Origin of the sequence: Tabrizicola sp., assembly GCF_041911175.1 — a bacterium.
In the GTDB taxonomy this organism is placed as follows: domain Bacteria; phylum Pseudomonadota; class Alphaproteobacteria; order Rhodobacterales; family Rhodobacteraceae; genus Tabrizicola.
In genome coordinates this window covers 1-19777 of record NZ_JAYRPN010000152.1, presented here as the reverse complement: position 1 = coordinate 19777, position 19777 = coordinate 1, and the positions used below count along the sequence as shown (strand labels likewise).

The window sequence follows — 19777 nt, the reverse complement described above, 5'->3', positions numbered from 1 at the left end:
TGCCGAACTGGCCCGCGCCGGGCTGACCCCGGACTGGATGCCCGGCGCTGTGCCGCGCTGCGTGCCCACCATCGTCAAGCAGAACCAGCATGGCACGCATGTGGGCACCATCGTCGTGGGCACCGAGCGCATCCGCGTGCGCGGCCCGGGCGCGCGCGCCACATGGAAGACCATCGACATCCTGGCCTGCCCGGTCACCTTCTCCCCCCACCCGCATCAGATCGAGGCCGCCCGACGCGGCTACGACGACTGGTGGCAGGCGCTGGGCTGGGTGCGGGACGGGCTGATCGCGGGCGGAATGCTGCGCGAAGTTGAGGTATCGGCGGCGATGCCGAAGGCGCGGCCTTGGGCGTGTCAACAACCCAAACCAGTGTCGCCGCCTATGCAAACTTGATGAAGAGCTCCTCCTCCATCCCCAATTCAGACAGAGCCAGCTTCATTCTTTCAAACTTGTTGGTGGAGTCGATATTGCCCTCGACAAAATACCCCTCCGCCACCCGAACGGCTTGCCGCAACGTATCAGGTTCGGACGTCAGCTGTATCCGTTCACCAAGCTTGGTGCCTTGAAACGCCTCGGGCTGAAGCACCAGAAGCTGTTCCAGCACCTCGACATACAGCTTGGCGACTTGCGTCACGTTCAAGCGGGCACCGAGGAAGACCGCATACTCCAGGCGCTTGAACCGGGGCTCTTCCGCATCGAAAATGTTGATTTCGTCTCCGTTCGTCTCTGCGACGACTTCGATGGCCGGCGCAGGCCAGACCTCCAGAAAGCGCTTTGCAATACGATCCGCCCGCGCTTCGACCTGCTTGACGCCCCATCCGTCGAGGGCCTGAAGGTCGCGGTTGAGCCAAAGGCGACTGAACCGGTATCCCTGCTCGCCACCGTCTTCGTTCATGTCCCGCTTATCGACGAAGAGTTTGTTCCCCAATCGACCGTTGTTCCCAGACAGCGTGAGGTTTCCAATCGTGTTGAGGTACTTCTCGCCGAGCAAGGCGTACTCGTCAGCGGCCAAAGCACTTCGCCATGCAGGCTCTGGGTTCTGCGGGAAGATATGCTCGACGGTGATGCCAGGAACCGTGACGTCCACCAGTTCCCTGTTGTTGTGGTTTTCCAAGCGGTCGAAGAAATATGTCCTCGTCCGGCTTTTCGTGCTGTAGATGTCCTTTTCCCGCAACATTGCGATCACCTCGGCGTCCCGCGGGAAGCGCTGGCTGCCGCCGCGTTGCATCAAGGAACGTTCGATCGATATCAGATACTCTGCGGGGTCCACCCGGTCGTACAAACTCATGAAAATTTTGTTCAAGGCGTTTGTCGGCAAGCTTAGGATGAACCGGCGCCAGACGTAGCTCTGAACCAGCCGCAGGACGGCCGCGAACACGTCGCGGGAGATGATCCCGGCAGTGAAATCCCGATAGACTGGCATCAGAAACGGGAAGGCCACGTTGACCTCCAGCGTCCGGATGTAGCCCAGCTCGCGTCGGATCTCGGGGTCGCTTTCAAGGTCAGGGTTCAGCAGGCGCGCGTAGACATGGGAGAATTCGCGCAGCTCTTCGAGGGCATCCATAAGGTCGGCCGAGTTCGGCACTGGGTAGCGTTCCTTGAACTTGGCATAGACTGCCCCCTTGTTCGGAATATCCTTCTGCTTCAGCGTCAGAAAATCACGGATGAAATCTGACACTCGGCTCTCGTTCACCTCTCGATTCCGGGCGTTCGCCTCAATGGGCTCCCAGAACTTCCGGAAAACCTGCTCCTGCTCCTTCCGGGGCAATCCCATCAAAATGTAATTTCTGATCAGATCAGCCTGCGACAGCTCAAGGCCCGTCGAATTCAGGCTTTCGAAGATCCGCTGCGGATTGTCCTTCTGTCGATCGAGTGCGATGTCGACAAAGATCAGCTTCGACACGCCGCGCAGAACGACATCGAAATTGGGATCAGTTATGCGCGCTTGGAAGAAGCGGAAGTTTTCGATGAGCCGGGAATAGCCGCTCGCCTTGATCGCTTCTTTCGGATCCATGATCTGCGCCAGGGCCACCTTGTTGTTGTCAGTGGGCTTCAGCTTCAGTTTCTCGGCGTCTTCGGCGAATTCGTTGATCAAATAGGTCTTGTAAATGCGCTGGGCTTGCTGGTCCTTCCCCGTCGCCATAGCGTGCCGGTAAAGCGCTATGAAAATCAACGTCAGGGTGGTGAGGCGCTGCTGCCCGTCGATGATCGTCAGTTCGCGAAGACCCGAAGCCGTGTAAACGTCGTCATGGACATAGACGATGCTGCCGATGAAATGCCCTGACTGGGTGTCGTCTGCGCCAATCGCCAGAATGTCGTTGAACAGCTGCTGGCACTGCACCCGGGTCCAGTCGTAGTTCCGCTGGTAGACGGGGATGGCGAAAGCTGTCTCGCTGCTGGCCAGGAATCGGTCGACGCGGGTTTCGGCAGCTTTCATGCACTGGCTCCAGATTGCTTATGTTTTCTGGACCCTACGTGATTGATGGCATCGAGTCACCAGCTCGGCCGCCTGTTGGATCACGGCAAAGGCTGTCGACAGCAATGCCGCCGCCGTCTCGAGGAAATCGAGGCTTGCCAAATGACACCCGTCGACCATGCTGGCGGCAGAAGAGGGGAGCGTCATGCGCCGCGCATCGGTTCCATCAGTTTCGAAGCAACCCGACTTCGCCGTCATCACGGACGAGGAAGCAGAGGCCCTCGCGCGCACCACCGTCAACCTGTTCCGCGCATGGGACCTGACGGATGGCGAGGCGCGCGTGCTGCTTGGCGACATGGACGAGCATACATGGGCGCGCTGGAAGATCGGCGACATCGGGCCGATCGACCGTGACCTTCGCGCGAGGATGGCGATCCTGATGGGCATCCATAAGGCACTGCGCACGTTGTTTACTGAACCTGCCCGTGGTTACAAATGGATCCGCCAGCCCAGCGTGGCCTTCGGGGCGTACAGCGCTTTGGATATCATGGTGCGCGGCGAGATCACTGACCTGGTCGAAATACGCGACTATCTGGTCACGGAACTGGCTGTCCATTAAACTTCGGTAAAAACACGAGTTTTCAACTTAGGCGCTCCAATGGGGCTAGAGCAGTTCACCTCACCAATGACTTCCTGCAGCGCCCTGCCAAACAGCTCCTCTGCGGCCTGAATTGTCACTTCAAGCCCAATCCTTTGATGGGGGGTATCGGGTACCTAGCATGTAGAGGCCAGAGTGAACGTCGATCATGCTCCAACCCGACCTGCCTTGGAGAAGTTCCGCCATCAAGGCATTGTTCTCGTAGATCGAGCCAGGTTCGAATGCCTCATCGTCCAGTTCGTTCCCAGATGGCGGATTCTTGAGAATCTTGGCTTTGTGCAGGATTTTCAGACCGTTAAAGATAGGGCCACCGGGGGGAAGCATAACTTCCCGATTGATCAATGTCGCCGCCAGCGCGGGCTTTGAAAACAAGGCCACCATGAACATGGCAGTCGCATTCCAACTCCCTATGTATTTGGGCCGGTCGATTGATGGCGACACAAGGGGCGACAGCCATCGTTCTTGCGCACGACCGATCATTTTCAAGTCGTCGGGAAGTCCCGCAGGCAACTTCACCCGTTGAAACATCAGGTATCCACCCCGGAGAGACTGCTCGATGGGTGTCGGTCCGCGCTCGAGGTGGAATGTCCGTGCCACACTCAGGGCTGCGGGGTCGAGGTCAGTCAGAACCTCGATAGCGGCCGCAGTGAAGTCTTCGTCAATCTTCGCCAGATGTCCCCAACCCAAGCCCACGGCAAAGCAGACGTGCCACGGGTTCGCTGACGAAAACGTTTTCAAATGCTGTGAGATTTCGTCGAATGCCATCGCGTTCAGTGTCTTGCTGCCGTTGTGCAGCAGTTCCTGAACCTTGGTTCGCGCGGGGCCTCCACCCGCCCCGCCGCCTTTGGTGCAGAGTTCGTTGAACTCGACCTGTATCGGATTCAATGGGTTTGCAATCTTCATTTTGCTCTCCAGCCCAAGTGGATCACGGCTGTTCGTTCAGCGGTGGCAGGGCACCCACGATGCGCACAGTTTCCAAACTGACGCGGGTGATCCGCTTCACCAGGTCGACGATATAGCGCGGGTCGTCGGACCAGTCGTTAGGGTCATTTCGAATGCCGCTCTCCTTGTGGATGCTCACGGCATAGCGTTCCATCACCCACTCCAGCGCGGATTTGCCGTTCACCACATAGTCGTAGGCAGCGATCGGGATGCCTTTCAGGGTGACATGCTGGTTGAAGACGATGACGGACTTGTCCTTTTCGCCCCCGCGCTTGCCGAAGACCATCTTGTGAACGCGCCAGTCGGAATCTTCCATGACCAGGCGGTTGTAGTCTTCCTCGAGCGGGTAAGGCTCCACCGTCTCATAGCCCAGATGCCATTTGCCTAGTTCTCGGCCTGCGTTGCTGAACGCGCGGAAATCGGCGGCGAAGGGGATGCGAGGGACCATCTTTTTCAGGTCGGAGGCGAAGCGATCCTTGTATTCGGGCGAATGCAGGATGCCGTAGACATACCAGAAGATGTCTTCCTTGGTGATGGTCTCGTCGCCATAGCGGCGGCGATACTCGTCCAGCGCCCAGTTGGAAATCGCATCGCGGCGGACGTAGCCGTCTGCATCGGGCTGGGCGGCATCAGTGAACATCTCGGCCTGGGGCTGGCCTTCGGCCTCGTCAACGCGCTCATACCAGTAGAGTGGGAAACACTGTCCGGTGTCGGTCAGGTGCATGTTGGGAACGTGGTCCGTCACCAGAGCGGAATAGCCCTTGCGATCTGCAACGCCCGTGCTGGAGATAACGATGTTGCCGTGTCTCGGCGTCGGGAACATGGCAGGAACGCGGTTAACCATTTCGTTGAAGCGGCGGTTGAAGTAGTGCCATTGACGATTGAACGGGCGATAGGCCCCTTGCACAATGGCATCTTGTTCAAAGGCGTGGGGTTTGTTCCTTGTCGCATCAGCCTTAAGGGCCCGCGACCAACTGATTTTCCGGGCATCTGTGTCGACGACGCCTTCTAGCGGGGGGCGCTCGTCTTTCAGCTTACCAGCGCAGACAGCAGCATATCGCTCCCGCTCTGTCTCATAGGTCGCAATCATTCGGCGCATTTTATCTGCGAGCTTTTGAGCCGAAGAGTCGTAGGTCCACTGATCACGGCTTGTAATGACCCCGTAAGAATAAAAGTCAAAGAGCACGGACGGAGAACTGCTGTCTTTGTCGCCTAGGGGCACGAAGGCGTCAAAGGCCGGGTCCCGTTGATTGATCCAGTCGCCTTCGGTATTCGGGCGCACGCGTTGCCAAGGCATCCGGTCGATACTGGCGAAGTCGTCCACGATGGCCAGTTTTTCTTCACGGCTAAGGTAATCGCCAATGTCATGGTAGTGTAATTGGCAGGGGCCTTCGTGAGTAGGATCTTTCACCATAAGCGTGATAGCAACCGGAGTGCGGGAGCCTGAACCAAAGAGCTTGCCACCTTCGCGCTTTGACTGCTCACCAGAAGTGCGCTGATCACCGCGTAAGTTAAAGATGTAGAGATGGCTGAACTCGCTCGCCAGCGAAAGACGAAGCCCGTCCATGTTATTTGCGTTCACGAATGAACCGTTCGTTACATAGGCGACGATGCCGCGATCCGCGATCCGATCAGAGGCCCATCGGATCGCGCGGACGTAGGAGTCATAGAGGTTCTTGGCTAGCTTGGAATTCGACTTGGCGGCATAGGTGCCCCTGATCTTCGCATCCAGCGTCGGATAGTTCAGGTTCTTGTTGTCGTCATTCTCGCTGTCTTGCTGCGCTGAATAGGGCGGGTTGCCGACGATCACCTGAATGGGCTGGGCAAGCTGCCGTTCGGCCCGTTCGTTGTTTTCCGGCAGGACCACGCGGTCGACCAGATCACCGTCTTCGGTCATCTGGAAGGTGTCGACCAGGATCATGCCGTCAAACGGGCGATAAGTGCCGGTTGCGCCATGATAGGCGGTCTCGATGTTCACTGTGGCGATGTAATAGGCCAGCAGCACCAGTTCGTTGGCGTGAAGCTCGCCGCCATATTTTCGTTCCAGCGCCTCGGGCGGGATCAGCCCCGACTGGATCAGCCGCACCAGGAAGGTGCCGGTGCCGGTGAAGGGATCAAGGATCTGCACCCCTTCGCTTGACAGGCTTTGCCCGAAGTGGCGGCGAAGTGCGGCATCGGCGCTGCGCAGGATGAAATCCACCACCGATACTGGCGTGTAAACGATGCCCAGCCGCTCGGCCATGCGAGGGAAGGCATTGTTGAAGAACGTGTCGTAGAGGTTGCGGATGATGTCCTGTTTCGACTTGTCGCTTTTCGCCAGGCTGATGCGTTCGCGCACGTTGTCGTAGAAGCGCTGCAGCCCCTCGGTCTCGCTATCCACCGATCCGGCATCCAGTTTCTGGACGACGGCTTCCAGCGCCTTGCCGACGGCGTTGTGGGCAGGGAAATCAGTGCCCGCGAACAGCGCCTGGAAGACCGGCATGGTAAGGATGTGCTGCGCCAGCATCTCGATGGCGTCATCTTCCGAGACGGCGGGGTTCAGGGTGTCTTGCAGGCCCTTCACGAAGCGGGCGAATTCCTCGGCCACCTCGGCGCTGCCCGCGATCATCGCCTTGATGCGGGCGATCAGGCGTTCGGCTACGGGGCCAATGCTCTTGGCCCATTCACTCCAATATTCGCGGTCACCCAGCTTTTTGGGGATGGCCGCATAGACGGCTTCGCTGATGGCATCGATCGGCAGTGCCGGGAAATCCAGGGGCAGGGTATCGCCGCCACCTTCGCCGCCTTCACCCTCACCACCTTTTTCGCCGCCCGATACCACCTTGATCTTCCGGCGGAACTCGGCCTCGTCGACCAGGCTGTCGTCATGTGCACGAAGGGCCTTGATCACCTTCCAGATGCTGCGGAATTGCGGATCGCTTTCGATGTAGCCGTTGTAATCGGCCACATTCTTGGACGGCATGCAGACGGGCAGGATGATGTAGCCGTACTTCTTGCCTTCGGCTTTGCGCATGACGCGCCCGACCGACTGCACGATGTCAACGATGGATTCACGCGTGTCAAAGAACACGACCGAGTCCAGGGCGGGCACATCGATCCCTTCGGAGAGGCAACGCGCGTTAGACAGGATCCGGCACTTGCCGGAACCCGGATTGTCCTTCAGCCAGTCCAGAGCCGAAGACCGCTGAAGTGCGTTCATGGTTCCGTCGACATGTTGCAGATGGCAGTCCACCATGCCGGGGGCGTCCTCCAGCTGGTACGATGCCGTGTAAAGCTCCGCCAACCTCCCGAAGACTTCGGTAATCTGTTGCGATGCCTTGATGGAACGCGAAAAGGCCACAGCGCGACGCATTGGTTCGGTGTCTTCGGTCAGCGCTTCCTGTTCGCCGTCCTCGTCCACGAGCACGAGGCCCTTTTTCGACAGGCCCTTCCAGCTTCCCACGATCTTGGTGGCGAAATTGATGTCGATAGCCTTCTTGTCGTCGAGGCGATAGGCGCGGTTATAGCGGTTCGCCACATCGCCCATCTTGTCCTGTTCAACTGCGACGATCAGCACCTTGTATTCCGACAACAGGTCGCGCTCGACGGCCTTGCCGAAGCCCAGCCGATAGAATTCCGGGCCGAAGGTGTCAGGATCGTCCATTGAGAATAGGACGGCTTCGTTCTGATCCGCCTTGGTCTTGGACGCATCGGCATAGATGCGGGGCGTGGCAGTCATGTAGAGGCGCTTCCCGCCGCGCACCACGCCGTTGCTGTGGACCTTCACGAAATCAGACGGGTCTTCGCCCGGCAGGGTCAGGCCGGTGGTCCGATGTGCCTCGTCGCAGATGATCAGGTCGAAATCACCAAGCCCAGCGCGCTGGGCATCAGCAACGACCTGAATCGACTGATATGTCGAGAAGACGACAATACGTCGGCCTTGCGTCAAGGCTTGTGCTGCCGATGCCAGTTTACGGGAGTCGGTCGTCGCCGGATAGGCTAGATCATGGGTGCGGAGATCTTCTTCGTCGCGCCCCACCTTACTGTCAGAACAGACAACGAAAGCATGGATCGGGTCGTGCGCCTGCGCTGTCCACTCCCGTAACGTCTGCGCCACAAGCGAGATGGAGGGCGCAAGGAACAAGATCCTCCCGCCTTCGGGCACCACGCTTTCAGCCAATCGCAGTGACGTGAAGGTTTTGCCAGTACCGCACGCCATGACCAGCTTTCCGCGGTCGACCGACTGAAATCCGTCTAGGACCGCCGCTATCGCTTCCTCTTGGTGGGGCCGAGGAACTTTTTTCGGCTGCAGGCGGATAAGATCCGGGCGAGTCAGGCTAAACTGATTCCAGTCAATCGGACTTTCCGCAAGGTCGGACAGGCTTATCCGAGAAACCGGAATGGTCTGCCCTTCAATCGCGTTCTCTGCGTTCCTGTTCCATTTATCCGTGGTGGAAACAACAATCCGTCGTGAGAACTGCTTGCTGCCGTCATTAGTTGCGAATTGCTTCCCAGACGCAGAGAGGAACGAGTCAATATCTGGTTTCTGAATTGTGTAGCTTGGATCAAAAAACTTGCACTGTATGGCCCAGTAATCACCGGTCACCTTTTCGCGCGCTACTAGGTCAATTCCATTGTCCGCCCCTTTTCTGTCAGGCCACTCCTCCCAAAGCCAGACGTGTTCCAAGAGATCAGAGTATTGGGGGTCGGTGACAAGATAGTTCGCAATCAAGCGCTCAAAAAGCCTGCCCTTCCCTCTCTCGTCGCTCGACAGCTCCCGAAACTGAGAAAGAATGCGATCAATACCCTTGTGGCTCATGCCCACCCTCGTCATTACTCCGTCTCAGTTAGACCATTCCGAGCATCACCACCGCAAGGGGAGAGTGCAGAGCAAATGCTTGCGAGGTCGCGGCACCCCTCCCCCCTCCTCTGGTTCCTCCCCGGCCCAGAACGTATGCGGGGGGGCGCAGCGCGGCGGTTCGCTAGCGTGAGGCAGTTTCACCGGGGAAGCCAGGCGGAAGCCACCTCGCGCCCTGATGCCGGAATTCTTGAGTCAGATCAGCAGCTTGCGGAATCACGATCTGGCTGGGGTGGATTCCTTGCGGGAAGCCAGGAAAGCCACCTCCGGGGAAGCCAAGGAGCGGGAAGCCACCGCGGAAAGCCAATTCGTTAGAAGCTGTTGAATCCGCTTCACTTTTTCGGGTTGACAGACCTGCCCCCATTGACCTACCCCTTGATCATCGAAGAATTGCGCCCGGAGGAACCCCCTCGCGGGCGCTTTTCGTTTCCCCTCCCCCACATCCCGAGCCCCATCCCATGGACCTCGTCTTCGCGCCGAGCCAGGTTGAATCCTGGCCGATTGCCCGGCTGCGCCCCTATGCCCGCAATGCCAAGATGCATGGCGAAGACCAGGTCGCGAAGATCGCCGCCAGCATGGCCAAGTTCGGCTGGACCGTGCCCTGCATGGTGGCCGACGACGGCGAACTGATCGCGGGCCATGGTCGGGTGCTGGCCGCCACCATGCTCGGGCTGACCGAGGTGCCGGTGATCCGGCTCAGCCATCTCGACGAGGCCGAGCGCCGGGCCTACCGGATTGCCGACAACAAGCTGACCGAACTGGGCGAATGGGACGAGGCCCTGCTGCGCGACGAGATCGCGGGGCTCTTGGCCGAGGATTTCGACCTGACCCTGCTCGGCATCAACGATGATGAGCTTGACGCGCTGCTGCGGGATCCCGAGGCGCTGTGCGGCGACGGCCCGGTCGACGGCGAGGACGATGTTCCGGAGCTTCCGGTCACGCCAGTGTCGGTGCCGGGCGACCTCTGGCAGTTGGGAGCGCACCGGCTGATCTGTGGCGACAGCATCGCGGCCGATGTCGTTGGGCGCCTGCTCGGGGATGTGCGGCCCCTGCTGATGGTCACCGACCCGCCTTATGGCGTGGAGTACGATCCCTCCTGGCGCAACCAAGCCGGGGCAGCGAAGACGAGACGTACCGGCAAGGTGCTGAACGACGACCGCGCCGACTGGCGCGAAGCCTGGGCGCTGTTCCCTGGTGACGTCGCCTATGTCTGGCATGGCGCGCTGCATGCCGCGACCGTGGCGGACAGCCTGACCGCCGCGGGATTCGCCATCCGGTCGCAGATCATCTGGGCAAAGGACCGGCTGGTCCTAAGCCGCGGCGATTACCACTGGCAGCACGAACCCTGCTGGTATGCCGTCCGCGCCAAGGGCAAGGGTCACTGGGCCGGAGACCGCAAGCAGACCACCCTCTGGCAGATCTCTAGCCGGGATCAGGATGCCGACACCGTGCACGGCACCCAGAAGCCGGTCGAGTGCATGCGCCGCCCGATCCTGAACAATTCCAGCCTTGGCCAGGCAGTCTACGAGCCCTTCATGGGTTCCGGCACCACGCTGATCGCGGCCGAGACCACGGGGCGGGTCTGTTTCGGGGTCGAGTTGAACCCGGCCTATGTCGATGTGGCCATCGAACGGTGGCAGTCGTTTACGGGTCAGGAAGCGGTACTGACGGAAACCGGCGAGACCTTCACCGCCCTGAAGGCCAAGCGGCTCGCCGCATGAACGCGCCCCTCCTGCGCGGCCCGATCGAGCATTGGCCACTGGCCCGCCTCCGCCCCTACGCGCGTAACGCCAAGACTCATGACGCTGACCAGGTGGCAAAGATCGCCGCCAGCATGGCCGAATTCGGCTGGACCGTCCCCTGCCTCGTCGCGGCCGACGGCGAGTTGATTGCGGGCCACGGCCGCGTCCTGGCGGCGGCGAAGCTCGGGCTGGCCGAGGCGCCGGTCATCGTGCTGGGCCATCTGACCGAGGCGCAGCGCCGTGCCTATCGCATCGCCGACAACAAGCTGACCGAACTGGGCGGGTGGGACGAGGCGCTGCTGCTCGAGGAATTGCGCGGGTTGATGGCCGAGGATTTCGACCTCGGGCTGATCGGGATCCCGGAGGATGAACTGGACGCGCTGCTGCACGATGCCGACGACCGCGCGCCCATCGACGATGACACAGCCGACACTATCCCCGAGGCCCCGGCCGAATCGATCACACGCCCGGGCGATATCTGGGCGCTGGGCGATCACCGGCTGATCTGCGGCGATGCCACCGACCCGGCCGTGGTGACGCGGCTGATGGACGGGGCGCAGGCATCGCTGATGTTCACCTCCCCGCCCTACGCCCAGCAGCGCGACTATGGGGTGGCGAAGGAAAAGGTCGGCGATTGGGACGCGCTAATGCAGGGCGTCTTTGCCGCGGCGCCGGTCACCGCCGATGCGCAACTGCTGGTCAATCTCGGCCTCGTCCATCGCGATGGCGAGTGGATCCCGTATTGGGAGGGCTGGGTCGACTGGATGCGCGCGCAAGGCTGGCGGCGCTTCGGCTGGTATGTCTGGGACCAGGGGCCGGGTCTGCCCGGCGACTGGAACGGCCGCCTCGCACCGTCGCACGAGTTCATCTTCCACTTCAACCGCCAGCCCCGGAGGCCGAACAAGACGGTCGAGAGCAAGCACGCAGGCGAAACCCTCGGCGGCGGCGGCCTGCGCGGGGCGGACGGCACGGTTCATCGCAAGACCGGCTACGGCAACGCGATCCAGAGCCACCGCATTCCGGACTCTGTGTTCCGGATCATGCGCCACAAGGGTGGTCTGGGTGCCGCCGGATCGCACCCGGCCGTGTTCCCCGTGGCGCTGGTCGAGGCTGTGCTGGAGGCCTTCTCCGACCCCGGCGACCTGGTGTTCGAACCCTTCTGCGGCTCCGGCACCCAGCTGATCGCCGCGGAACGCACCGGGCGGCGCTGCTGCGCGGTGGAACTGGACCCTGTCTATTGCGACGTCGCCGTGCGGCGCTGGGAGATGGCGACCGGGCGGACAGCCAGCCGGGTCAAGGAAGCCGAGGCGGCGACAAAGCCTGCGCGCCGGTCGAGAAAGCGCGCATGACCCAGTCCCGCCGCATGTCGCTGGTCGAGGCTGCAACCAACGTGATCGTCGGCTATGCACTCGCTGTCGGAATGCAGATCGTGGTGTTTCCAGTCTTCGGCATCCACATCGCGCTGGGCGATCAGCTGGCCATCGGTCTGGCATTTACCGGCATATCGCTGGTGCGCGGCTATGTCCTGCGCAGGCTGTTCGAACGCTGGCGGCGGGACTGACCGGATCGCTGGCGCGGCGGGCCCGCGACTGGTAGCCTCGCCTCATGTCCGAAGGCTGGCAGCACATCGAAATCAACGATCACGGGACCATCGTCGTCCTGCGTCCGATCTCGGACGAGGGCCGCGCGTGGTTCGAAGACAATGTAGGCGAGCCGGAACCGGGCGGGATCTACACCTGCGAGCCGCGGATGGCGCAGGACATCTTGCAGGCGGCAGCCCGCGATCTGCTGTCGTGGCAATGAAGGACCGCCGCCCGGGCGGGGCGGCGGGGTAACACGGCTTGCGGGCAATGGTCAGGCGGGCAGCTTGTAGACCGTCCCCCTGCCCTCGACCTTCTCCGCGGCGATGGGCAGGCCCAGCTTCTTCTTCAAGGCTCCCGAGATCGAGCCGCGAACCGTGTGGGCCAGCCATCCGGTGGCCTCGACCATCTCGGCGACCGTCGCGCCCTCGGGGCGCTGGAGCATCGCGATGATCTGGGCCTGCTTGGTGCCAGCGCGGATGGCGACGGGTTTCGCGGTGCCGGTGTTGTCGGACGCGGGTTCCGCCATTGCCTTCGCCCTTCGTGCGCTGACAACCGCACTTGCCACCACCGGCTCGATCCCGATGGCCTCCAGCCCGGCTTCTGTCGCGATCAGCGTGGTGCCGTGGCCGTCACCGGTCTCGCGCCACATCGGCTCATGGTGGCGCAAGTTGGCCTCGACCTCCTCGAGCCAGCCGCGGGCGATCATCTTGCCGACCACCATCTTGGCGGCGGCGCCGACCAGCCCCTCGGGCAGCGGCAGGGCGAGGTTGCCCGGCCGAGTCGCAGCGCGGGACAGGATCAGGGACTGGGTGTCGGACGGGGTGGTCATCGGGGCCTCCGTGGCTGTGGGCGCGCGGTGTGCGCGCCTTCTACGAAGGCAAGCCCCGTCGTCGGACGGGGCGGCCGTCGCGCGGCGTGGGCGCGTCAGGCGGCGTGTTCGCCCTCCTTGAAGGCGCTGTCGGTGATCTGGCGCAGCAGGCCCGCGTAGTGCTTCAGCGTGCCGACATGGCCCCAATGGATCTCGTCGGGGTGGGTTTCGAAGTGGTCGTCGCTGAGGGCCTTCAGGCGCTCCAGCATGGTGTCGATCTCGGCCTTCGCGGCGATGAAGGCGTCGAGGGCTTTGGACTTGTCGGTGGCGCGGCGGGTGGTCATGGCGGGGCATCCTTCGGTGAGTTGCATCGTTCCGGTGCGAACACCATCGCTCTGTCGGGCGAATGATCGTAGGCAAATCGGAGCAATATCAGTGCTTTCTGATCGCTCCGGTCAGATCAGCCGCATCTCGGCCAGCGTGCGGCTGGCGGCACCAAGCTGGGCGGTCGGCAATTCGATCTTCAGGTGCGAGAGGACGTCGGAGGCGTCCGCCAGGATCCCGATCTCGCGCAACGCCTGCTCGATGACCTCGGCGATGGCGTCCGGGCGGCTCAGGTCGAAACCCTCGGGAAGGGCGGAATAGTCGATGCGGATGGTGGTCGTGGTCATGGTGAAGCCCTCCTGGGATCGGCGCGATGCGGCCTGTTGATGGACAACAGAATCGCTCTGGAGGGGGAGACAATCAACGGGAATGATTGTCTTTTCCTGTTTATTTTCAACATCTTGATGGACATCGCAGCGCCATGAAAGGCATGAGCGAACGCGAGTATGCGGCCCATTCCGGCCTTTCCCGCGGCGGGGTTCAGAAGGCGCGCAAGAACGGGCGGCTGGTGGTCCATGACGACGGGTCGATCAACGCCGCGGCCTCGGATGTGCGGCGAGCGGAGATGACGGATCCCGACCAGCAGCGCAGGTCGATTGGTGGTGACGGGCTGGCCAGCGGCCCCGGCGACACGACGTCCTACATCAAGGCGCGCACGGCGCTGACGGTCTACGCGGCGCAGGAACGCCAGCTGGCGGTCCAGAAGAAGAAGGGCACGCTGGTCGACCGTGCCCGGGCGGAGACCCTTGTCTTCCGCCTGGCGCGGCAGGAACGGGATGTCTGGGTCACCTGGCCCGGACGGGTGGCCGCGCTGATGGCGGCGCAGATCATGGCGGAGGTGGAACGGCAATCCGGGGCATCGGTGACGATCGAGACCGCGATCATGCAGAGGGTGCTGGAAGCCCATGTCCGCGAACAGCTCGACGCCCTCGCCGACCTCCGGGTCTCGCTTGCATGAGGAGGACGATGACAACGACCTGACGGCCGACCTCGACCTCGGCTTCGACGGCGCCGAGGATCTGCTGCGGGTCTGGCGGCAGGGGCTGCGCCCCGATCCGAACCTGACGGTCTCGGAATGGGCGGATCAGCATCGCTGGCTGTCGTCGCGGGGCGCGGCCGAGCCGGGGCGCTATCGCACGGCCCGCGCGCCCTATCTGCGCGAGATCATGGATGCGCTGTCGCCCGGCCATCCCGCCCAGCGCATCACCTTCATGAAGGCCGCGCAGGTCGGGGCCACCGAAGCGGGCAACAACTGGATCGGCTTCGTCATCCATCACGCGCCGGGGCCGATGCTGGCGGTGCTGCCGAGCCTCGAACTGGCGAAGCGCACTTCACGGGGCCGGCTTGATCCGCTGATCGCGGATAGCCCGGCGCTCCGCGAACGGGTGAACCCAGCCAGATCCCGCGATGCGGGCAACTCGATGCTGTCGAAGGAATTCCCCGGCGGCATTCTGGTGCTGACCGGAGCGAATTCCGCCACCGGCCTGCGGTCGATGCCCGCGCGCTATGTGTTTCTGGACGAGGTCGATGCCTATCCCGCCTCGGCCGACGAGGAGGGCGATCCGGTTACGCTGGCCGAGGCGCGGACCACGACCTTCTCGCATCGGCGCAAGGTATTCATGGTCTCGACCCCGACGATCCGGGGGCTGTCCCGGATCGAGCGCGAGTTCGAGGCGTCGGACCAGCGCCGCTATTTCGTGCCCTGCCCGCATTGCGGCGCGATGCAGTGGCTGCAATTCGACCGCCTGCGCTGGGCGAAGGGCCGACCGGAAACCGCCGCCTATCACTGCGAGGGCTGCGAACGCCCCATCGCCGAGCACCACAAGACGGAGATGCTGGCCCGCGGCGAATGGCGGGCGACAACGGTTTCCAGGGATCCGAAGGCCATCGGCTTCCACCTCTCGGCGCTCTATTCACCGCTGGGGTGGAAAAGCTGGTCCGACGTGGCGCGGGAATGGCTGGCGGCCCAAGGGTCGGACGAGACGCTGCGCGCCGCGCGCAACACCCTTCTGGGCGAGACATGGGTCGAAAGCGGGGATGCGCCGGAATGGCAGCGGCTGGCGGATCGGCGCGAAGCCTGGAAGCCGGGCACGGTCCCCATGGCGGGGCTGTTCCTCACTGCCGGGGCCGATGTGCAGAGGGACCGGATCGAAGTCGACATCTGGGCCTGGGGCCGGAGCTTGGAAAGCTGGCTTGTCGATCACATCGTCATTCCCGGCGGGCCTGACGATCCTACCGCTTGGGACAAGCTGACCGCCTTGCTCGGGCGCAGCTGGCAGCATGCCAACGGCGCGTTCATGACCCTGGCGCGGCTTGGCATCGACACCGGCTACGAGGCCGCGGCGGTCTATGCCTGGTCGCGCAAGGTCGGGTTTGAGCAGGTGGCACCCCTGAAGGGTCTCGAAGGCTTCAACCGGTCGGCACCCGTGTCTGGGCCGACCTTCGTTGACGCCACCATCGGCGGGAAACGTCTGCGCCGGGGCGCGCGGCTCTGGTCGGTGGCAACGGCGACGTTCAAGGCCGAAACCTACCGCTTCCTGCGGATCGAACGGCCCTCGGATGAGGACCGCGACGCCGGGGTGCTGGACGCCCCCGGCACGATCCACATTCCCGGCTGGGCCGACACCGAATGGCTGAAGCAGCTTGTGGCCGAACAGCTGGTCACCATCCGCAACAAGCGCGGCTATGCCCATCAGGAATGGCAGAAGATGCGCGAGCGGAACGAGGCGTTGGACTGCCGGGTCTACGCCCGTGCCGCCGCTTGGATCCTCGGTGCCGACCGGTGGGACGAGGCGACCTGGCGGCGACTCGAGGCGCAGGCGGGCGTCGAAACCCGCCTGCCAGTGGCCGTCGCGACCGACGCCGCACCACCCGATCCGGCCCAGCCCAAGGCCGGGACCCTGACCACGCCGCGCCGGAAACGGCGGGCCTACACCCCGAGCTTCATGAGGGACTGATGGACCTGGAACGCATGCAGGCCCTGCTGACCGCGCTGCAGGAAGCCCGCTTCGCCGGGCTGCGCAGCGTCAGCTACGACAGCAAGACCGTGACCTATGGCTCGGACGCGGAACTGGCCGCCGCGATCCGTGATCTGGAAGGGCGCATTGCGGCGGCCAGCGGCAACTCTTCCCGGCGCCGCCGCTGGGGCACAGTGGCCACGAAGGGTCTGTGACCATGGTTCTCGACGCCTTCCGCGCGCGGCTCGGGTCCATCATCGGTGGCTTCGACGCCGCGCAGTCCCACCGCCGGATGCGCGGCTTCCGCGCCACCCGGGCGCATGTGAACACTCTGATCGCTGCCTCGGGCGAAACCATCACCGCCCGGGCGCGCTGGTTGGTCCGGAACAACGGATATGCCGCGAACGCCGTCGATGCCTTTGCGAACCATGTCGTCGGTGACGGGATCAAGCCCTCGTCGAAGATCGCTGATGCCGCGAAGAAGGAGGAGTTGCAGAAGCTCTGGCTTGCCTGGACGGATGAGGCCGATGCCGAGGGGCTGACCGATTTCTTCGGGCTGCAGCGCAGGGCGGCGCGGGAGGTGTTCCTCGCGGGCGAAGTCTTCCTGCGCATCCGCGCCCGGCGGCCGGAAGACAGGCTGACCGTGCCGATGCAGCTGCAGATGCTGCCCTCGGAAATGCTGCCCCAGGACATGACCCGCGTGCTACCCGGCGCGGGGTCGATCCGGCAGGGGATCGAATTCGACGGGATCGGGCGGCGGGTGGCCTACCACTTCCTGCGCCGCCACCCCGGCGACGTGACCGATCCGGGGCTGGCCGGGGAAACAGTGCGCGTGCCCGCGTCCGAGGTGATCCATATCCTCGACCCTGTCGAGGCAGGTCAGTTGCGGGGCGTATCGCGGTTTGCCGCGGCCGTGGTGAAGCTCTTCACCCTCGACCTCTATGACGACGCGGAGCTGGAGCGGAAGAAGACCGCGGCGATGTTCGCGATGTTCATCACCTCGCCCGCCCCGGAAACGGCCCTCGATCCGGCCGAGGACGATCTCGAGGTCGAACCTGGCCAGGTGGTACGGCTCGACCCGGGCGAGGATGTCACGACGCCCTCGACGCCGGACTCGGGCAGCACCTATGAACCGTTCCAGTACCGGACGCTCCTGCAGATCGGCGCGGCGCTGGGCGTGCCCTATGGCTATCTGACCGGCGACACGGCGAAGGGCAACTTCTCGAACACGCGGATCGCGCTGGTGGACTTCCGCCGCCGCATCTCGGCCTTCCAGCATTCGGTGATGGTCTATCAGCTCTGCCGCGCCGTCTGGACGCGGTGGATGGACATGGCGGTGCTGGCGGGCGCCATCGACCTGCCGGGTTACGCCAGCGACCGGCGGCAATACCTCGCCTGCGACTGGCTTCCGACGAAATGGGACTGGATCGACCCCGCCAAGGACGCCTCGGCTGAGATCCTGCAGATCGAGGCGGGCCTGAAATCCCGCACGCAGGCCATCGCCGAACGCGGATACGACGCTGAACAGGTGGACCGAGAAATCGCGGCAGAACGCAAGCGCGAGGCGGAACTCGGCCTCGACTTCCGGCGGCCGGGGTCGCCCGCGCAGGCGGCGAGTGGCGGTGCCGGGCCGCGCGATGCCGAGGGCCAGCGGCAGGATCAGCAGGACCACGACAATCAGGAAGAGGATGGCGAGGACCGGGACCCCCGGACGGAGGACCAGGCTTGACCGCTCCTCACCTGTCAGCCGTCGAGCAGTTCCACGCCGGGAAGCCGGGTCGCCTTGCGGTCGAAGGTCACGAGGCTCTCCGCCCCGGCGCGTCGGCCTGCAGCAGCGATCATCAGATCGGCGAACCCGAAACCCTGATCGCGATAGGCGTGAAGCACCGCGCCGACATCGTCGCTGGCCTCGACCTCCAGTTCGGCCGCAGCCAGCATCCCCTCCAGCGCGGACGCGATCTCGGCCCGGTTGTAGCCATAGGCACGCTCCAGCACCCAGACGAGCTCGACCAGCACCTCTCGGGCGACAAATCCGGGGCTCTCGACGGTCAGTCCCGCAAAGAAGCGGCGCGCAATGGCGCCCTGATCCGGGTCATCCTGCGTAAGGAAGCGGACAAGGACATTGGTGTCGATGGCAATCACGCGGGGCCGCCCTCGTCCACCGCACCCGCGGCAATTGCCTCGTCCATGGCCTCGAGGGTGACCGGTTTAGCGCCTGGCCGCCGCAAGAGCCCGGCGAGATCACTCACCGGCCGGGCCTTCAGAAGCCGCACTTCGCCATCGAGGATCACGTAGCGCACCCGGTCGCCGGGGTTGAGACCCAGCGCTGCCCGCACATCGCGCGGCAGCGTGGTCTGACCCTTGGACGTGACGGTCGATTCCCGCATGGCCGATTCCTTACGTTTTGTGTGAACGCCTTACCTTAGCTGAAGCAGACCTTCCTCGCAATGAACCTGGATCGCACCGTCATGCGCATGCATCACACCCAGATCGCCCAGCGCATCTTCAACACGCCGCTGATGGTCGATCCTGCCAAGGCGCTGGCCTTCTTGACCGGCCTTGGTCCCAGGATCACCGGTAGAGAAATCAGCGTCGAGGGGGTCGAAATCGACCCCGAAACGCAGGATACAGCTACCCTGCCCGCCCGGGCCTCGCTCTTTGGCGACGACCTGACCAACCGCCAGGTGCGCAGCGGCGGCCAGCCCTTCGCGGTCGTGGATGGGATTGCTGTGATCGAGATCGCAGGCACGCTGGTGCATCGCGGGGCATGGATCGGGCAATCCTCCGGCCTGACCTCCTACGAGGGTATCGCGGCGCAGTTGGAGGCCGCTCTGGCCGATCCGGCCGTCCGGGGCATCGCCCTCGACATCGACAGCTTCGGCGGCGAGGTGGCCGGAGCCTTCGATCTGGCGGATCGCCTCCGTGCCGCGCGTCAGGTGAAACCAGTACAGGCCTTTGTCGCCGACCACGCCCTCTCGGCCGCCTATGCGCTGGCCTCCCAGGCCGACAGGATCATCCTGCCCCGCACCGGCGCAGTCGGCAGCATCGGTGTCGTGGCCATCCACAGCAACATGAGCGGGGCGCTCGACCAGAAGGGCATCGCCGTCACGCTGATCCATGCGGGTGCCCGCAAGGTCGATGCGAACCCTTACCAGCCCCTGCCCGAGGCCGTCCGCGACCGGATCGCGGGCGAGTTGGAGGACCTTCGGCAGCTCTTCGCCGAAACCGTCGCCGAGGGTCGTGGCCGCCGCCTGGACACAATCCAGGCGCTGGGCACTGAGGCCGCCGTCTTCCGCGGAGAGGCGGCCGTCTTTGCCGGTCTGGCCGATGAGGTGGCCGATCCCGTCACCGCCTTCCGCGCTTTCGCCGCCGCACCCCGCGGCGCATCCACCCCCAGAGGAAAGGGCCCAACGATGACCACCGCCCCCGAAGACCATGCGCAGCCTGCG

Annotated in this window: 18 protein-coding genes and 1 pseudogene; 11 read left to right on the top strand and 8 right to left on the bottom strand. The window is 63.5% G+C overall.

Annotated features, from left to right (window positions below; genetic code table 11):
- Positions 1 to 394 (top strand): annotated as a pseudogene (locus ACE3P6_RS21055) (hypothetical protein); the annotation flags it as partial.
- Here ACE3P6_RS21055 and ACE3P6_RS21050 read toward each other — a convergent pair.
- Positions 381 to 2438, bottom strand: coding sequence for a DUF262 domain-containing protein (locus tag ACE3P6_RS21050; protein ID WP_374398380.1), 2058 nt, complete (start codon positions 2436 to 2438; stop codon positions 381 to 383). The pseudogene ACE3P6_RS21055 and the gene ACE3P6_RS21050 sit on opposite strands and share 14 nt — an antisense overlap.
- A gap of 157 nt (positions 2439 to 2595) precedes the next feature.
- Between ACE3P6_RS21050 and ACE3P6_RS21045 the strand changes: the two genes are divergently transcribed.
- On the top strand, positions 2596 to 3036 hold the full coding sequence (locus tag ACE3P6_RS21045; protein WP_374398379.1) for an antitoxin Xre/MbcA/ParS toxin-binding domain-containing protein: 441 nt from the start codon (positions 2596 to 2598) through the stop codon (positions 3034 to 3036).
- A gap of 120 nt (positions 3037 to 3156) precedes the next feature.
- Here ACE3P6_RS21045 and ACE3P6_RS21040 read toward each other — a convergent pair whose 3' ends face one another.
- Positions 3157 to 3978, bottom strand: a complete 822-nt coding sequence (locus ACE3P6_RS21040) for a hypothetical protein (RefSeq protein WP_374398378.1) — start codon at positions 3976 to 3978, stop codon at positions 3157 to 3159.
- A gap of 22 nt (positions 3979 to 4000) precedes the next feature.
- Positions 4001 to 8815, bottom strand: coding sequence for a DEAD/DEAH box helicase (locus ACE3P6_RS21035; RefSeq protein ID WP_374398377.1), 4815 nt, complete (start codon positions 8813 to 8815; stop codon positions 4001 to 4003).
- Between the two features lie 497 nt (positions 8816 to 9312).
- On the opposite strand from ACE3P6_RS21035, the gene ACE3P6_RS21030 reads away from it, so the two are divergent.
- From ACE3P6_RS21030 to ACE3P6_RS21015, 4 genes are read left to right on the top strand one after another with little or no spacing between them, the layout of a single operon-like run.
- Entirely contained in the window at positions 9313 to 10575 is a 1263-nt protein-coding gene (locus tag ACE3P6_RS21030; protein WP_374398376.1) for a DNA methyltransferase, read from the top strand.
- Complete coding sequence (locus tag ACE3P6_RS21025) at positions 10572 to 11945, top strand: site-specific DNA-methyltransferase (RefSeq protein ID WP_374398375.1); 1374 nt, start codon at positions 10572 to 10574, stop codon at positions 11943 to 11945. The genes ACE3P6_RS21030 and ACE3P6_RS21025 overlap by 4 nt, the downstream gene beginning before the upstream one ends.
- Positions 11942 to 12157: a hypothetical protein gene (locus tag ACE3P6_RS21020; protein ID WP_374398374.1), complete on the top strand. Its 216-nt coding sequence runs from the start codon at positions 11942 to 11944 to the stop codon at positions 12155 to 12157. Before ACE3P6_RS21025 ends, ACE3P6_RS21020 begins: the two co-directional genes overlap by 4 nt.
- Positions 12158 to 12201: 44 nt before the next feature.
- Positions 12202 to 12399: a hypothetical protein gene (locus tag ACE3P6_RS21015; RefSeq protein WP_074556146.1), complete on the top strand. Its 198-nt coding sequence runs from the start codon at positions 12202 to 12204 to the stop codon at positions 12397 to 12399.
- Between the two features lie 51 nt (positions 12400 to 12450).
- On the opposite strand, the gene ACE3P6_RS21010 is transcribed toward ACE3P6_RS21015, so the two are convergent.
- The 3 genes from ACE3P6_RS21010 to ACE3P6_RS21000 form a co-directional block, all read right to left on the bottom strand.
- Positions 12451 to 13008: a DUF3489 domain-containing protein gene (locus ACE3P6_RS21010; RefSeq protein WP_374398373.1), complete on the bottom strand. Its 558-nt coding sequence runs from the start codon at positions 13006 to 13008 to the stop codon at positions 12451 to 12453.
- Positions 13009 to 13103: 95 nt separating this feature from the next.
- The gene (locus ACE3P6_RS21005) at positions 13104 to 13331 is read right to left on the bottom strand and encodes a hypothetical protein (protein ID WP_374398372.1); all 228 of its coding nucleotides are present in this window, start codon (positions 13329 to 13331) and stop codon (positions 13104 to 13106) included.
- A gap of 111 nt (positions 13332 to 13442) precedes the next feature.
- Positions 13443 to 13658 (bottom strand): hypothetical protein, encoded by a 216-nt coding sequence (locus ACE3P6_RS21000; protein ID WP_374398371.1) that lies wholly within the window; start codon positions 13656 to 13658, stop codon positions 13443 to 13445.
- A 134-nt stretch (positions 13659 to 13792) separates the two neighbouring features.
- On the opposite strand from ACE3P6_RS21000, the gene ACE3P6_RS20995 reads away from it, so the two are divergent.
- From ACE3P6_RS20995 to ACE3P6_RS20980, 4 genes are read left to right on the top strand one after another with little or no spacing between them, the layout of a single operon-like run.
- Positions 13793 to 14329 carry a hypothetical protein gene (locus ACE3P6_RS20995; protein WP_374398370.1) on the top strand — a complete coding sequence of 179 codons (537 nt, stop codon included), beginning with the start codon at positions 13793 to 13795 and terminating at the stop codon, positions 14327 to 14329.
- The gene (locus tag ACE3P6_RS20990; protein WP_374398369.1) at positions 14277 to 16328 is read left to right on the top strand and encodes a phage terminase large subunit family protein; all 2052 of its coding nucleotides are present in this window, start codon (positions 14277 to 14279) and stop codon (positions 16326 to 16328) included. Before ACE3P6_RS20995 ends, ACE3P6_RS20990 begins: the two co-directional genes overlap by 53 nt.
- On the top strand, positions 16328 to 16543 hold the full coding sequence (locus ACE3P6_RS20985) for a phage head-tail joining protein (protein ID WP_374398368.1): 216 nt from the start codon (positions 16328 to 16330) through the stop codon (positions 16541 to 16543). The genes ACE3P6_RS20990 and ACE3P6_RS20985 overlap by 1 nt, the downstream gene beginning before the upstream one ends.
- 2 nt (positions 16544 to 16545) lie before the next feature.
- Positions 16546 to 18057 (top strand): phage portal protein, encoded by a 1512-nt coding sequence (locus ACE3P6_RS20980; RefSeq protein WP_374398367.1) that lies wholly within the window; start codon positions 16546 to 16548, stop codon positions 18055 to 18057.
- A gap of 14 nt (positions 18058 to 18071) precedes the next feature.
- Here ACE3P6_RS20980 and ACE3P6_RS20975 read toward each other — a convergent pair whose 3' ends face one another.
- Both ACE3P6_RS20975 and ACE3P6_RS20970 read right to left on the bottom strand, forming a co-directional pair.
- Positions 18072 to 18470, bottom strand: a complete 399-nt coding sequence (locus tag ACE3P6_RS20975; RefSeq protein WP_374398366.1) for a PIN domain-containing protein — start codon at positions 18468 to 18470, stop codon at positions 18072 to 18074.
- Complete coding sequence (locus tag ACE3P6_RS20970) at positions 18467 to 18715, bottom strand: AbrB/MazE/SpoVT family DNA-binding domain-containing protein (RefSeq protein ID WP_374398365.1); 249 nt, start codon at positions 18713 to 18715, stop codon at positions 18467 to 18469. The genes ACE3P6_RS20975 and ACE3P6_RS20970 overlap by 4 nt, the downstream gene beginning before the upstream one ends.
- An 87-nt stretch (positions 18716 to 18802) precedes the next feature.
- Here ACE3P6_RS20970 and ACE3P6_RS20965 point away from each other — a divergent pair.
- The coding region (locus ACE3P6_RS20965) for a S49 family peptidase (protein ID WP_374398381.1) at positions 18803 to 19777 on the top strand (975 nt) is incomplete at its 3' end.